This window comes from Flavobacterium bizetiae, from assembly GCF_024271895.1.
Lineage (GTDB): Bacteria > Bacteroidota > Bacteroidia > Flavobacteriales > Flavobacteriaceae > Flavobacterium > Flavobacterium bizetiae.
Genome location: NZ_CP091861.1, coordinates 4852961 through 4869773 on the forward strand (window position 1 = coordinate 4852961; position 16813 = coordinate 4869773).

At 34.7% G+C, this 16813-nt stretch carries 10 protein-coding genes; 6 read left to right on the forward strand and 4 right to left on the reverse strand.

All coding sequences use genetic code 11. The annotated features are described in order from the left end of the window. Nucleotides 1–14 precede the first annotated feature (14 nt). The 5 genes from L0669_RS20005 to L0669_RS20025 all read left to right on the forward strand — a co-directional run bounded on the left by L0669_RS20005 (nt 15) and on the right by L0669_RS20025 (nt 11031). A complete protein-coding gene (locus L0669_RS20005) occupies nt 15–878 on the forward strand; it encodes a hypothetical protein (RefSeq protein ID WP_263759650.1) in 864 nt (287 codons plus the stop codon). Nucleotides 879–1193: 315 nt separating this feature from the next. Further along, the gene (gene uvrA / locus L0669_RS20010) at nt 1194–4028 is read left to right on the forward strand and encodes an excinuclease ABC subunit UvrA (RefSeq protein ID WP_263759651.1); all 2835 of its coding nucleotides are present in this window, start codon (nt 1194–1196) and stop codon (nt 4026–4028) included. A 621-nt stretch (nt 4029–4649) separates the two neighbouring features. Then, nucleotides 4650–5378 (forward strand): LOG family protein, encoded by a 729-nt coding sequence (locus L0669_RS20015; protein ID WP_068845660.1) that lies wholly within the window; start codon nt 4650–4652, stop codon nt 5376–5378. 303 nt (nt 5379–5681) lie between these two features. After that, nucleotides 5682–8432 (forward strand): gluzincin family metallopeptidase, encoded by a 2751-nt coding sequence (locus tag L0669_RS20020; RefSeq protein ID WP_263763971.1) that lies wholly within the window; start codon nt 5682–5684, stop codon nt 8430–8432. 187 nt (nt 8433–8619) lie between these two features. Next, nucleotides 8620–11031, forward strand: a complete 2412-nt coding sequence (locus tag L0669_RS20025; protein ID WP_173970601.1) for an alpha-ketoacid dehydrogenase subunit alpha/beta — start codon at nt 8620–8622, stop codon at nt 11029–11031. A gap of 383 nt (nt 11032–11414) precedes the next feature. On the opposite strand, the gene kdsB is transcribed toward L0669_RS20025, so the two are convergent. Together kdsB and L0669_RS20035 are read right to left on the reverse strand one after the other, a co-directional pair. Further along, a complete protein-coding gene (gene kdsB, locus L0669_RS20030) occupies nt 11415–12149 on the reverse strand; it encodes a 3-deoxy-manno-octulosonate cytidylyltransferase (RefSeq protein ID WP_263759653.1) in 735 nt (244 codons plus the stop codon). A 43-nt stretch (nt 12150–12192) separates the two neighbouring features. Continuing rightward, nucleotides 12193–12642, reverse strand: coding sequence for a hypothetical protein (locus tag L0669_RS20035; protein WP_263759655.1), 450 nt, complete (start codon nt 12640–12642; stop codon nt 12193–12195). Nucleotides 12643–12756: 114 nt separating this feature from the next. Between L0669_RS20035 and L0669_RS20040 the strand changes: the two genes are divergently transcribed. Then, on the forward strand, nt 12757–14091 hold the full coding sequence (locus L0669_RS20040) for an outer membrane protein assembly factor BamB family protein (RefSeq protein ID WP_263759656.1): 1335 nt from the start codon (nt 12757–12759) through the stop codon (nt 14089–14091). 202 nt (nt 14092–14293) lie between these two features. Here L0669_RS20040 and ygiD read toward each other — a convergent pair whose 3' ends face one another. Together ygiD and L0669_RS20050 are read right to left on the reverse strand one after the other, a co-directional pair. After that, nucleotides 14294–15124: a 4,5-DOPA-extradiol-dioxygenase gene (ygiD, locus tag L0669_RS20045; protein WP_173972292.1), complete on the reverse strand. Its 831-nt coding sequence runs from the start codon at nt 15122–15124 to the stop codon at nt 14294–14296. Between the two features lie 101 nt (nt 15125–15225). After that, complete coding sequence (locus tag L0669_RS20050; RefSeq protein WP_263759658.1) at nt 15226–16650, reverse strand: ATP-dependent DNA helicase; 1425 nt, start codon at nt 16648–16650, stop codon at nt 15226–15228. Nucleotides 16651–16813: the final 163 nt, after the last annotated feature.

The following is a 16813-nucleotide window of genomic DNA, read 5'->3' on the forward strand; positions in this document are numbered from 1 at the left end:
AATGCAATTAAATTATGATTAAAAAAATACTATTAGTTTTTCTATTAATATTAGGATTATCAGTGCAAAGTCAGACCAAAAAAAAGGTAGAACTATCTTATGAAGACAGAGTAAAAAATTACGTAAAGTGGTTTGAATCGCTCCCAGATTATAAAAAACGTGAAGAATCTATCATATTGGTTAATAAATTAAACAGAATGTCTCCACACGATAAAGGAATGTGGCTAGCAACAATGTCTAAATACAGTAAAAATCAAGAAGTTAAAAAAAACGTTCCGGATAGTCTATCAAATGAAGGCGTCAAGAAAAAACTACTTAAAATATTAAAAACTAGTCCATATGTAGACGCTGGAGAAAAGCTAGATACAATAATAATATTAAGCAGTACAACTGGCAAAGAAAGAACATTTGCAAAAAATACAGAGATACGAAAAGAAATTGCAGACTTAAAAGCATTAATTCTCAAATCTGAAAAAATAATGGATAGTATTGGTGGATCAGTAGACTTTCATTATCGCAACGGTGATAAAGAATACATGAATGCATACCATGATTCAGAAAATGCCAAATATAATCTTCCTCATTTAAGAGATAAGATAATAATTTATCGTGGAGATGGCGATTACAACTGGAATTCTTATTTAATAGATAATTATAAAGTGGAAATACATCTTTTAGTTCCTCATAAGCTGACTGACGAAGAATTAGATAATGGTATGACCAGTACTTCAAAATTTGACAAAAAGAAAACAAAATATAACGCTAATTTCATAAGAGGTATAAATTACTATCAAGATAAAATACGTGATGACAAAGTAAGTAGATTCGATATTAATGAATTTTCAGACAAAGAAGAAATAGATAATGATGAAGAATAATTCTAAAATATAAAATCGAAAACGTAAAATGAAAAAATTATTTAAAAAAATAAAGCTGAAATGCAGAGGATGGCTATGTAATTGGGAATGCGGAGGATGCGGAAATTGTGGTTGCTTTTGTTCTTGCGACGATTAATTATTTAAAACAAACAAAAAAGGGGGCCTATATTAATAATAGCATTAGTGAAATTGTAAATTGTAAAAAAATTAGCGTAGAAAAGCTGCGTTATTTTGTTACTATTTGTAACATAAAGTTTTGCTATCGAGCACAAAAAGAACAAATCAAAGTGGTAACTTTGCGTTTTGCTCAAAATTATGTTAGAAAAAGACAATACTATTGAAGTTCTTGGTGCAAGAGTTCATAATCTAAAAAATATAGACATTTCTATTCCGCGTGAAAAACTGGTGGTGATTACCGGTTTATCAGGTTCGGGAAAATCCTCTTTGGCATTTGATACCATCTATGCCGAGGGACAACGTCGTTATGTAGAAACTTTTTCGGCGTACGCCAGACAGTTTCTTGGCGGTTTAGAACGTCCTGATGTTGATAAAATCGACGGACTTTCGCCAGTAATTGCGATTGAACAAAAAACAACCAGTAAAAGTCCGCGTTCTACCGTTGGAACGATTACAGAAATATATGATTTCCTGAGACTTCTTTACGCTCGTGGTGCTGATGCTTTTAGTTACAACACAGGCGAAAAAATGGTTTCGTATTCTGATGAACAAATTAAAGATTTGATTATTCAGGATTTTAAAGGAAAACGAATCAATATTCTTGCTCCGATTATTAGAGCCAGAAAAGGACATTATGCCGAGTTATTCCAGCAAATTACCAAACAAGGATTCTTGAAAGTTCGTGTCAATGGCGAAGTTCAGGATTTAGTTTCAGGAATGAAACTGGATCGTTATAAAACACACGATATCGAGATTGTAGTCGACAGAATGTTGATTGAAGATACTGAAGACAATCAAAAACGATTGGCCGAAAGTATTAATACAGCCATGCATCACGGCGAAAATGTATTAATGATTTTAGATCAGGATACCAATGAAGTTCGTTTTTTCAGTAGAAATTTAATGTGTCCTACAACCGGAATTTCATATCAAAATCCGGAACCAAATTTATTCTCTTTCAACTCCCCAAAAGGAGCTTGTCCGCATTGTAACGGATTAGGAACGGTACACGAAATCAATATTAAAAAGATTATTCCAAATCCTAAATTATCGATAAAAGCAGGTGGTTTTGCGCCACTTGGTGAATATAAATCGTCCTGGATTTTTAAACAATTAGAAGTTATTGGAGAAAAATTCAATTTCAAGATAACCGATCCAATTGAGAAGATTCCGGAAGAAGCCATGACCATGATTTTAAATGGCGGGAAAGATAAATTCGTGGTAAACTCAAAAGATTTAGGAGTTACACGCGATTATAAAATAGATTTTGAAGGAATATCACATTTCATTAAAAATCAATACGATGAAACTTCATCGACTACTATAAAACGTTGGGCAAAAGATTTCATGGACGAAGTAAATTGTCCGGTTTGTGAAGGTTCACGTTTGAAAAAAGAAGCGCAGTTTTTTAGAGTAAACGGAAAAAATATCACTGAGTTATGTGATATGGACATCTCTGATCTAACAACCTGGTTTCAGGATTTAAACAATCATCTATCAGACAAACAACTTTTGATTGCATCAGAAGTGGTGAAAGAAATCAAAGATCGTCTAAACTTTTTGATGAATGTTGGTTTGAATTATTTGGCTTTAAGCCGAAGTTCAAAATCACTTTCGGGTGGTGAAGCGCAGCGTATTCGTTTGGCAACACAAATTGGTTCGCAATTGGTTGGTGTTTTATATATTTTGGATGAGCCAAGTATTGGTTTACACCAAAGAGACAATGAAAAACTAATTAAGTCGCTGGAACAATTACGTGATATCGGAAACTCAGTTATTGTGGTTGAACATGATAAAGACATGATCGAAACTGCTGATTATGTAATTGATATAGGTCCTAAAGCAGGGAAATACGGAGGAGAAATCATCAGTATTGGAACTCCGGCAGAAACTTTAAAATCAAATACCATTACTGCTCAATATTTGAACGGTACAATGAAATTGGAGATTCCGAAAGAGCGAAGAAAAGGAAATGGAAAATTCTTAAAACTAACCGGAGCGACAGGAAACAACCTGAAAAATGTCTCGATCGAGATACCTTTAGGACAACTGATTTGCGTAACTGGAGTTTCAGGAAGTGGAAAATCGACTTTGATTAATGAGACACTCTACCCTATTTTGAATGCGTATTATTTTAATGGCGTAAAAAAACCACAACCTTATAAAAAAATCGAAGGTTTAGAACATATTGACAAAGTAATTGATATTGACCAAAGTCCGATTGGGAGAACACCACGTTCGAATCCAGCGACTTATACCGAGGTATTTACTGAAATCAGAAACTTGTTTACCATGACTTCTGAAAGTATGATTCGTGGTTATAAAGCCGGACGTTTTAGTTTTAACGTAAAAGGCGGACGTTGCGAAACCTGCGAAGGTTCTGGAGTTAGAACTATCGAAATGAACTTTTTACCGGATGTTTACGTAGAATGCGAAACCTGTCAGGGAAAACGTTTCAATAGAGAAACTTTAGAGATTCGATACAAAGGAAAATCTATTTCGGATGTATTGAATATGACTGTTGACGAAGCAGTTCCGTTTTTTGAAAACATTCCGAAGATTTACAGAAAAGTAAAAACCATTCAGGATGTTGGTTTAGGATATATTACGCTTGGTCAACAAAGCACAACGCTTTCTGGTGGTGAAGCGCAACGTATCAAACTTGCAGGAGAATTATCTAAAAAAGATACCGGAAATACGTTTTATATTCTGGATGAACCTACAACCGGATTGCATTTTGAAGACATTCGTGTTTTAATGGATGTAATTAATAAATTGGTTGATAAAGGAAATACAATCCTGGTGATCGAACATAATATGGACGTGATTAAACTTGCCGATTATATTATAGATATTGGTCCTGAAGGTGGAAAAGGCGGCGGACAATTAATCGCCAAAGGAACCCCGGAAGAAGTAGCGAAAAATAAAAAAAGCTATACTGCGAAGTTTTTGAAAAAGGAATTGGAGGCGTAAAAGCTTTGTAGTGATATTTTTGCGCACGACACCTTTGTCAAAGTTTTAAACTTTGACAAAGGTTACATAAAATTTAGTTTACCCCTTTTTGTCATCCCGAGGAGCGAGGGATCTCCGTACGAAACTAACACAAAGTATTTCCCCTAAATTGTCGAGCTACTTGCTGAGATCCCTCGTTCCTCGGGATGACAAGTCTGTGGATATGGATTGAGAGAAATAGATTAAAATTAATCTATTGAATGTTGCAAAATATGTAAATCTTTATTGAACCTACCAACCTACTGATAATGAATCGCCAACAAAAAAGAATCATAGAGAAATGTTACATTTAAATTAATAAATCCCTATTTCTGTAACAATTCTCGAAAAAAGCAGTAATTTAGTACGCCCTTTTTGTCAAAGTTTTTGATTTTGACAATTTTTTATGGGGTAAAAACAATGTTTCAATTGAAAACTAATGCCCTAGCCCTGATGGGAGCGGCATCCTTTTTCTGGCTTCTTTAGCCAGGAAAAGATATAGCGGACAGCAGGAAATAGCTCCTTCTCCTTCGACTACGCTCAGGATGACAATTTAAAACGACACAGCTAGAAATAAAAATATAAATAATTAAAATACCTAAAATGAGATTAGAAGATTTTGATAATGATGAGGACAAAGTAATTCAGGACCGTTTGAAACAAAAAACGTGGAATGAAATTAGAACAAACGACAGCTGGGCGATTTTTAAAATTATGGCCGAGTTTGTAAACGGTTACGAAAGCATGGGACGTATTGGTCCGTGTGTATCTATTTTTGGTTCTGCGAGAACAAAACCAGATGATAAATACTATTTATTGGCTGAAAAAATTGCATACAAAATCAGTAAAGCAGGTTACGGCGTAATCACAGGAGGTGGTCCCGGAATTATGGAAGCTGGTAATAAAGGTGCGCATTTAGGAGGCGGAACTTCGGTTGGATTGAACATCGAACTGCCTTTTGAACAACATTTTAACCCTTATATTGATCACGATAAAAACCTGAATTTCGATTATTTCTTTGTGAGAAAAGTAATGTTCGTAAAATATTCGCAAGGTTTTGTAGTAATGCCAGGAGGTTTTGGAACTCTTGACGAAATGTTTGAAGCGATTACTTTAATTCAGACCAAAAAAATCGGGAAATTCCCAATTATATTAGTTGGTGTTGAATTCTGGTCTGGTTTGATCGAATGGGTAAAAACGGTTTTGGTAGAAAAAATGCATACGGTTAGCCCGGAAGATTTGAACTTATTTAAGATCGTTGATACTGAAGATGAAGTAGTTGATGTATTAGACAAATTCTACAAGAAATACGATTTAAGTCCAAATTTCTAATTTTTTTTTTCAACATATAAGTTATATAAGTTCATTTAAAGATGCCTTATAAAGCAATAAACTTAAATTTCCTTACATAACTTACATGGTGAAATTACATTAAATCTTACAAAAAATTAAAGCTGTTTTTTTAAACAGCTTTTTTTATGCTATTTTTACAAAAAACCAAAACAACTTTATGCTCGTAACTTAAGTTATATTGATAATTATCCAAAGCAATCATTGAAACCATTATATAAAATTATATTCTTTGTTTTTGTTTTATTTAGTTCGATAAAACAATACGCACAACATCAGTCTAAGATGGAGGTGGCGGTTAATCTCGAGCTTAAAACACTGAATATAAGACAGGATATTACCTATTATAATACTTCTAACGATTCACTGATTTCGATTGTGTTAAACGACTGGAACAATGCTTTCTCTGATAAAAATACGCCCTTGGCCAAAAGATTTTCGGATGAATTCTATCGCGGTTTTCATTTAGCGAAAGCTGCAGAACGAGGCAATACTACGATTCTGAGCTTAACGGATTCGGATAATATGGCGCTTGAATGGGAAAGAACAGATAAAAATCCTGATTTTGTTGTTGTAAAACTAAACCGCAAACTGCATCCGGGCGAGAAAATAGATTTGCACCTTGTTTATATTGCTAAAATTCCGAGTGATAAATTTACGCGCTATGGTTTTGATCAGAATGGCGGAATGAACCTGAAAAACTGGTTTTTAAGCCCTGCTCGTTTTGAGAATCATCGTTTTATGAAATACAACAATTTCAACTTAGATGATATTGCCAATGCCAGCACGAATTATGAAGTCAACATAAAAATTCCAAATAAATATTCAATTACTACTGATTTGAATTTGGTTTCGAAAGAGGAAACCAATGTTGATTTCAGTACTTATTTCTTTTCCGGAAACGACAGAACCGATTTTAATTTTTTTATCGAAAAACAAAATAGTTTCAGAAGTTATGAAAATGGTTCTGTAGAAGTACTTACCAATCTTAAAAACAAAAAGATAAGCGAAATTCAGAAAGCAATTATCATCAATCGCGTGGTGAGTTTTGCCAGTGCTTTTATTGGTAAATATCCGCACGAAAAAATAACGGTTTCTCAAACTGATTATGATCGAAATCCGTTTTATGGTCTTAATCAGCTTCCGTCGTTTATAAGTCCGTTTTCTGATGATTTTATTTTCGAAATCACCTTTCTAAAAACGTATCTAAACAATTATCTTAAGAATAGTTTAAAGCTTGATCCCCGTAAGGACAATTGGGTTTATGACGGAATCCAGATTTACAGCATGATGAAATTCATGGAAGAAAATCATATAGATCAAAAGATGCTAGGAAGACTTTCAGACATGAAACTCTTTAAAAGTTATAACATTACCAATTTGACTTTTAATGAGCAATACAGCTATTATTATATGCTGATGGCGAGAAAAAATCTGGATCAGCCACTTGGAGATCCAAAAAATACACTGATAAAATTCAACGAACAAATTGCCAGTAAATATCGTGCAGGTTTAAGTTTGAGTTATTTGGATGATTATTTAAACCATGATATTGTTCCTGAAAGCGTACAGGAATTTTATAGTTTAAACAAAACAGCACAAACGAATCGTTATGATTTCGAAAAAATACTTTCTAAAAACAGTAACAAAAACATCGATTGGTTTTTCAATACCATTATAGACTCGAGAGATATTATCGATTATAAATTTTCGAATGTATCGAGAACGAAAGACAGCGTACAATTTCAGATTAAAAACAAGACGAATAATTTTGTTCCGATTCCGGTTTATGGAATCAAAAAAAATGAAGTCGTTTTTAAAAAATGGATTGAACCAAAAAATAATGATTCGATCTATGAATTTGACAGAAAAAAGGCGGACAAAATTGTACTGAATTACGACAATGAAGTTCCGGAGTATAACTTAAGAAACAACTGGAAATCACTTAAAAGCCTTGTAATTACAAATCGACCAATCAAGTTTAATTTTGCCAAAGATCTCGAAGATCCTTATTACAATCAGATTCTCTACATCCCTACACTTACGTATAATTTATACGATGGTATAACACCCGGAGTACGTTTTCATAATAAAACCATTCTCGACAAACCATTTACGTTTGATGTTAATCCTGCTTATTCTATCAAAGCCGGAACAATTTCAGGATCTTCGGCCTTTGTTTGGAGCGAGTATTACAGAAACAGCACATTATATAATGTGAGATATTCTATTAGTCAGAACTACTTTCATTACGCACCGGATGCCACTTATTTAAGGCTGAATCCGATGGTGCAGTTTAGAATTCGCGAACAGAATTTCAGAGACAATCGAAAACAACTTATCCTTTTCAGACAGGTTATTGTAAATCGTGAAGACAGTAAATACATTACCGACAATTCAAAACCCAATTACTCCGTTTTTAATGCGCGTTATTCGAACACTAAAACCGAATTGATTGACCATTTTAGTTATATGAATGATCTTCAGTTTGGAGGAAACTTCGGTAAAATTGCCGGAGAAGTAGAATACAGACGTTTATTCGAAAACAATCATAGACTAAATTTACGATTGTATGCCGGAACTTTTTTGTACAACACAACAAATTCAGATTATTTTAGCTTTGGTTTAGACCGGCCAACGGATTATATGTTCGATTATAATTTTTACGGACGATCTGAAAGCACCGGATTTTTTAGTCAGCAATTTGTGATGGCCGAAGGTGGTTTTAAATCAAAATTAGCGCCAGCCTACGCCAATCAATGGATGACAACATTAAACGCCAGCTACTCGATCTGGAATTGGGTCGAAGTTTACGGCGATATTGGACTCATGAAAAGTAAACATCAAAGTGAGAATTTTGTTTACGATAGTGGGATCAGATTAAATCTCGTTCCGGATTATTTTGAGCTTTATTTTCCTGTTTATTCAAACAACGGGTGGGAAATTTCTCAAAATAAATACAATGAAAAAATACGATTTGTGATCACACTTTCGCCAAAAACATTAGTCAATCTTTTTACTAGAAAATGGTTTTAATTGAATAAATTTTAAACAAAAACATGCATTATTATCACTAAACTGCAATTTTACATAGAAATACATTAAAAAATATACGTAGTTTTTTGATTTTAAATACATATAATTAAATTATATTTATTTTAAAGAATTATGATTATTGATTGTTTTTAAGTAATTTCGCAGTCTAACATGACCCCTCAAGATTATGATAAAAGAAAAAAGCAATACTACACTAACATTTGAAGATTTCAAAACGGAGGTATTGAACGACTACAGGATTGCAGTTACCAGCCGCGAATGTAGCCTTTTAGGTCGTAAAGAAGTATTAACGGGAAAAGCCAAATTTGGAATTTTTGGCGACGGAAAAGAAGTACCACAGCTTGCTATGGCAAAATCTTTTAAAAACGGAGATTTCCGTTCCGGATACTATCGCGATCAAACTTTTATGATGGCTATTGGAGAATTAACTCCTAAACAATTTTTCGCAGGTTTATACGGTCACACTGATTTAGATTTTGATCCAATGTCTGCCGGAAGACAAATGGGCGGACACTTTGTAACGCACAGTTTAAACGAAGACGGATCCTGGAAAGACTTAACAAAACAAAAAAATTCAAGCGCAGATATATCGCCTACAGCAGGACAAATGCCAAGACTATTGGGATTAGCTCAGGCTTCTAAAATTTACAGAAACGTTGACGGAATCAAAACCAAAGACAAATTCTCTGTAAACGGAAACGAAGTTGCCTGGGGAACTATAGGAAACGCAAGTACCTCTGAAGGTTTGTTTTTTGAAACCATAAATGCTGCCGGAGTACTGCAAGTACCAATGGTAATGAGCGTTTGGGATGATGAATACGGAATTTCGGTTCACGCAAGACATCAAACAACAAAAGAAAACATATCTGAAATTCTAAAAGGATACCAACGCGACGAAGACGCAAAAGGGTATGAAATTTTTAGAGTAAAAGGCTGGGATTATGCAGAGTTAGTTTCAACTTACGAAAGAGCCGCAGCAGTTGCCCGCGAGCAACACGTTCCGGTTTTAATACACGTAAACGAATTAACACAACCACAAGGTCACTCGACTTCAGGTTCTCACGAGCGTTATAAAAATGCCGAAAGACTGGCTTGGGAAAAAGATTTCGATTGTATTCGCCAAATGCGTTTATGGATGATTGCCATCAATATTGCATCGCCTGAAGAATTAGCCGAAATTGATGCCGAATTGAAAAAAGAAGTTCTTGAAGCTAAAAAAGAAGCATGGAACTCTTTCATCAATCCAATTATCGAAGATCAAAAAAATCTGTTGATTTTACTAGAGCAAATTTCCGCTGCAAGTATCAATCATAAAGATAAAATACAAAAATACATTTCAGAATTAAGCGCTATAAAATCTCCTCTAAAAAAGGAAATGCTGGTAATCGCCAGAAAAATATTGCGTTTTATCGAAATACCAAACAGCAAAGTATTATTATCTAATTGGATCACCAATTATATCGAAATCACGCAACCAAGATTCAGCAGTCATTTACACTCAGATTCAGATAAAAATGTTTTCTCTGTAGAAAAAGTACTTCCTGAATATGCCGATGGTGCAAAAGCAGACCAGGATGGCCGAATGATTATTCGTGACAACTTTGATGCCTTGTTTACCAAATATCCTGAAACACTAATTTTTGGTGAAGACGTAGGAAACATTGGTGATGTAAACCAAGGTCTTGAAGGAATGCAGGAAAAATACGGAGAACTTCGTGTTGCCGATGTTGGTATTCGTGAGGCTACTATTGTAGGTCAGGGAATTGGAATGGCCTTAAGAGGTTTACGCCCAATTGCAGAGATTCAGTATTTAGATTATTTACTATACGCGATTCAAATCATGAGCGATGATTTGGCTACGTTACAATATAGAACTGTTGGTAAACAAAAAGCACCGCTAATTATCAGAACCCGCGGACATCGTCTTGAAGGTATCTGGCATTCAGGTTCACCAATGGGTATGATCATCAACGCCGTTCGTGGTATTCATGTTCTCGTGCCAAGAAACATGACACAAGCAGCAGGTTTTTATAACGCTCTTTTAGAGACTGACGAACCGGCTTTAGTAATCGAATGTTTAAATGGTTACCGATTAAAAGAAAAAACACCTTTAAATTTTGGTGAATTCAAAACGCCAATTGGTGTGGTTGAAACCCTAAAAGAAGGTTCAGATATTACTTTAGTTTCTTACGGATCTACTTTAAGATTAGTAGAACAAGCCGCAACTGAATTATTAGAATTAGGCATTGATTGTGAAGTAATCGATATCCAATCTTTACTTCCGTTTGACGTAAATAAAGACATTGTAAAAAGCATTGCCAAAACAAACCGTCTTTTAGTAATCGACGAAGATGTTCCAGGTGGAGCCTCGGCTTTCATCTTACAACAAATTCTTGAAGAACAAGACGCTTATAATTACCTTGACAGTAAACCGCAAACCCTAGCTGCAAAAGCACACAGACCGGCTTACGGAACCGATGGTGATTATTTCTCTAAACCTTCTGCCGAGGATATCTTCGAGAAAGTTTACACGATGATGCACGAAGTAAATCCTTCTAAATTCCCAAGTTTATACTAAGAATTTTGTCTGATTTTAGAATATAAAAAAAGCTCCAATCTTTATGATTTGGAGCTTTTTTTTTTCGTCGACACCACAAGAGCTCCCAACAATTGGAATTTGGAATTTAAATATTTGGAATTTAAATATTCAGGAGCTATTTCCTGCTATCCGCTCCAATCTTATCAGGGCTAGGGCATTCGTTTTCATAAGAAACACTCGTTTGTCTTAACGCCTCGTTTGTCATCCTGAGCGAAGTCGAAGGCGCACCAATTGGAACACTGGCTTCGACTTCGCTCAGCCTGACATGCGCAAAGACTAAAATAAGCCTAATATTAAAAATCCGCGCAAATCTGCGTTTTCGCGATAGCGAATCCGTTCAATCTGCGTCCAAATACAACTAATTAAATATCTCGCAACATGGCACGAGCCCTTTCTAAATCCTCAGCTGTATCGATCCCAATACCAACATGAGTGGTCTCCACCATTTTAATACGCTTTCCAAATTCTAAATAACGTAATTGTTCTAATTTCTCAGAAGCCTCTAAAGACTTCATTGGTAAACTATAAAAATCTAACAAAGCCTGTTTTCTAAAAGCATAAATCCCAATGTGCTGAAAATAATGAACACCTACATCTTTATCTCTAGGATACGGAATAACCGATCTTGAAAAATACAACGCAAACTGCGATTGATCTACCACCACTTTTACATTATTTGGGTTATTTATTTCGTCTTCATCTGTGATTTCACGCATTAACGAAGCCAAATCAACCTTACGATCTACATCATCTTTAAAAACCGATAAAACCTGCTCTAAAGGCTCCGCTTCTGTAAAAGGCTCATCGCCTTGCACATTTACTACAATATCAACATCAAGGCTAAATATAGCCTCAGCAATACGATCACTACCTGATTCGTGTTCTTTGATGCTCATAATCGCTTTTCCTCCATTCGAAACGATTTCATCAAATATCAAATCTGAATCTGTTACTACAAATACATCATCAAACAATTTTGTCGCCACAGCAGCTTCATACGTTCTTAAAATCACTGTTTTGCCACCAAGATCCTGCATCAATTTTGCAGGAAATCGTGTTGAAGCATATCGCGCCGGAATTACCGCTATTATTTTCATTTTTTAATTTTTTAAATTTCATTTGCTTAGCAAAAACTAAGCTTTATGTCTGTATAATTTCAATATCGTTTTTTATTAACTCTAGAGTTTGTCCAGAAAATCCTTCTGCCAAATAGTTGCTTTCTTTTTTAGTCGAATTATTTGTGATCAAAATAAGATAGTATTTTCCAGATCTGGGAAGTGTATCTTCCATAATCGAAAATTGATTTTCATTTAATAAAAAAACCTCCCTGAATGCAATTTTTCCAAGCCAGCTCATTTTTTCTAAAATCAAAAGTCCTTCGTTAGAATCTATTATAATTTTAAGAGAACCTTTTACAATCAAAAGCCCAAGTCCCATTAACAAAAGTACTACAAGCAAAACAGGAGTCATTTCTGTTTCCCCCATTATCAATAAAATAATTTCCACAAATATTCCACCAATAATTAGCGGACCCAAAACAACTTTTTTAGATGATTGATATGTTTTAATATTTTCACTTGATAATTCCATGCTGAAACAAATATACCTATTCACAATCAGGTATTAAAAATATATTCCTAACATATTTCTCAAATAACTAAATATTAATATCTTAGAAAATATTTATTTTTAAAATAAAAAACAATGAAAAGATTTCTAGCTACCCTTCCATTCTATTTCTTTTTAATTTTTAGTTATTCGGCTTTAAGCCAAAAAAACAATGCCGAAATAATCAATTCGTTTTCGGATCGCATTTTTGAAGGAAAAGGATATCACCCCATCTCAACCCTTAAATGGAAATATAAAACCGACGGCAGAATATTCTCTTCGCCAATTGCAAAAAACGGTATTGTCTATATGGGCAGCGAAGATGGATTTCTATACGCCATCGAAGAAAAATCAGGAACTGCAAAATGGAAATTCAAAACCAATGGAGCCATTCATAGCTCACCGAGTATTTTAGACAATATTATCTATTTTGGAAGTTTCGACGGGAATTATTACGCCGTAAATACTAAAGACGGAAAATTAATCTGGAAATTTAAAACAGGCGGAGAACACTGGATTGGCGAAAATGGAAGATGGGGAATGAAACCTGAAACGCAATACATGGACGATTTATGGAGTTTTTATATTTCATCACCCGTTGTATATAAAAACGGAAAATCGGCTTTGGTTTTATTTGGAAGCAGCGACGGAAACGTTTATTCCGTAGACGCTAAAACCGGAAATTTAAAATGGAAATTCAAAACCAACGGCCCCGTTCACGGAACTCCGGTAATCGATAAAAACAAAATTTACATTGGAGGCTGGGACGCAACTTTGTACGCCCTAAACGTCGAATTCGGAAAAGAAATCTGGCATTTTGCAACCGGAACACAAATGGGTTTTACAGGAATACAATCATCTGTTGCGGTCTCAGATGGTAAAGTTTATTTTGGCGCCAGAGAACCGTTCTTTTTCGCCTTAGATGCCGAAACCGGAAAACAAATCTGGAAATACAATGCCGAAAATTCCTGGATCTTAAGTTCTGCCGTTATAAGAGACAATACCGTTTATGTAGGAACTTCAGACACCTATGCCCTATTAGCTTTAGATGCCAAAACGGGAGCAGAAAAGTATCGATTTAAAGTAAATGGTTATGTTTACTCATCACCGGCAATAGCAGGAAACACAATTTATTTTGGTGATTTTACGGGTAATTTCTTCAGTTTGGATTTGCTTTCAAACGGGAAAACATCCAATTTTATAAGTACTGATAATCGCAAACAATTTGCGTCTTCAACTTTAAAAAATGATTTGTTAGATTTTCAATATGCAGGTCAAAATGATGATCTTTCTTTTTATGATAATAACAAAAAAGTAATGGACAGATTTTATCAATTGGGATCGATTGTTTCGTCGCCATTTATTAGTAACAATACCATTTATTTCGGAAGCGCTGATGGTTATTTATATGCTTATAATTTAGAAAAATAGAAGATTTTGTGAATCTATTTCTTACTGCTTTTTAGGCTGATATAACAAACGCATTTTACCGCAAAGCACGCAAAGTATTTTTATTTATAAAATTTTATAAAACGCAAAGTTCGCAAAGCTTTATCAATATAGCTTTGCGAACTTTGTGTTTTATAAGCGTAATCCCGAACAAAAAATCTTTGCGTGTTTTGCGGTAAAATATCTACATAATTTTTACAGATGTCATACTCAAAGAACCAGCTAACAACTTATCATTAAACAAACTCAGTTCTTCTGATTTTTCTTTTAAACCTAAAGTATACAACAAAGGCAAATAATGATCCGGAGTCGGAATCGCCAATTGAATCGCTTTGTTCATTTTTTCGAAATCAATTAAAGGCTGGAAATTCTCGTCTAATAAATAATTATTGATGGTTTCGCGCGCTTCAATTGCCCAGTCATAACCGTAATTATCTTTATCAAAATTTCTGAAATCAACCAGACGAAGATTATGAACGATATTACCGCTGCCGATAATTAAAACGCCTTTATGACGTAAGGATTGTAATTTCTGAGCCAACTCAAAATGATATTGTCCCGATTTTGTATAATCAATACTCAACTGAATCACCGGAACATTCGCCTCAGGATATAAATGTTTAATTACACTCCACGCGCCATGATCTAAACCCCAATGTTCATCTAAATCGACATGAACGGGATCTAAGATTCTTTTGGTTTCTAAGGCTAATTCCGGACTTCCTTTCGCAGGATATTGCACATCAAAAAGGGCTTGCGGAAAACCTCCAAAATCATGAATCGTTCTTGGCATTTGCATCGAAGTCACTTTGGTACCGTTCGTAAACCAATGCGCCGAAATACACAAAATCGCATTAGGTTGCGGCAATGTTTTCGCCAGATTACGAAAACCAGCCACAAACTGATTTTCTTCAATGGCATTCATCGGGCTGCCGTGTCCTAAAAACAAAACCGGCATTTTATCTGTATTCGAAAACGTTGATGAAATCGAATGTAAATCGTTTAGTGTTGTCATTGTAAAAATGTTTTCTTTTGCCACAGATTAAAAGGATTAAAAAAGATTTTTTCAAAATATTCAAAATCTGTGAGAATCATTTAAATCTGTGGCTAAACTTTTTATTCCTCAAAACTCTCGTCTTTAAATCCTATCAAATATAATTTATTTTTGGCACGTGTCATAGCGGTATACAGCCACCTGATGTAATCGCGATCGATTCCGTTTGGTAAGTATGGCTGTTCTATAAAAACAGTATTCCATTGCCCACCCTGCGATTTGTGGCAGGTTATGGCGTAAGAGAATTTTACTTGTAATCCATTAAAATATTCATTCTCTTTTACCTTCTGGAACTTCTTGAATTTAGTACCTTCATTTTCATAATCTTTCATCACTTCTTCGTACAAACGATTTGATTCTTCATACGTTAAAGACGGAGATTCACTTTTGATAGTATCTAATAACAATACCGTTTCAAAAGGTTTCTGATCCGGATAATCAACCATTCTGATTTTTACTCTGGCAAAATTAAATCCGTATAATTCCTTGATTCCAAACAATTCTAAAACCTCGATAATATCTCCGTTGGCAATAAATCCCGCTTCATCGGTTTCTTTTAGCCAGAAATAATTATTCTTTACCACCATCAGGAAATCCCCAACCGAAAGTTCGCTTTCTTTAAATAAAATCCTAGTTCTGATTTGTTCATTATATTGATTCGCACGTTTATTCGAACGAACAATAAATGCTGTATCCTCAATACTATAATTACTGTAAGCCGAGTTGATAGCATCCTGAATATCATACCCATCCGTTAAACGAACAATATCTTTAAACCTTTTTACATCAAATTTAAATTCGGTAATAAAACTGTCTTTCAGTAATTCACGCAATTCTGTTGCATTGTACAAAATCCCAGAACTTTCTTCCTGACGCATTACTTCGTCCAGTTCGATATGTTCGATTTCTTTGTCATAATGCACCGCAAGAGTCTGCACATCAAGTGCCGGACTTATATCTAAATTTACCGGAGGCAGCTGAGCAGTATCTCCTAAAAGAATCATTTTGCAATTGGTTCCGGAATATACATACGAAATCAAATCATCGAGAAGCGATCCGTTATCGTACAATTTCGAATCAGAATTGCTGTCTGAAATCATCGAAGCCTCATCGACGATAAAAATGGTGTTTTTATGTTTGTTTAATTGCTTGGTAAAAGCCACGCCTCCGCCAGCAGATTTTTTAGGAAAATAGATTTTTTTATGAATTGTAAACGCGGGTGTATTCGAATAATTCGCGATTACTTTTGCCGCGCGACCTGTTGGTGCCAGCAAAACAAACTTTTTATTAATGTCTCCCAGATTGTTTACAATGGTCGAGATCACGGTTGTTTTTCCCGTTCCGGCATATCCTTTCAGGACAAAAATCGTATCGTTGTGCGTATCTGTTAAGAAAATAGCGATTTTTTGAAAAAAAATATCCTGCTTATAAGTGGGCGCAAAAGGAAATCGTTTTTGCAAAACGCCGTAAAAAAGTGATGAATTCATAGGGAAAAATTGAACTACAAAGTACGGGCTTTTAAATGGCAATGTCAATTAATCTTTTTCACCATATAAGTGATATAAGTTCATATTATTCTGGAATCAATACAAAAGCTTTGACCTAATAATCGCATAACTAAAGACTTACTCTAAAACATCAATAATAACG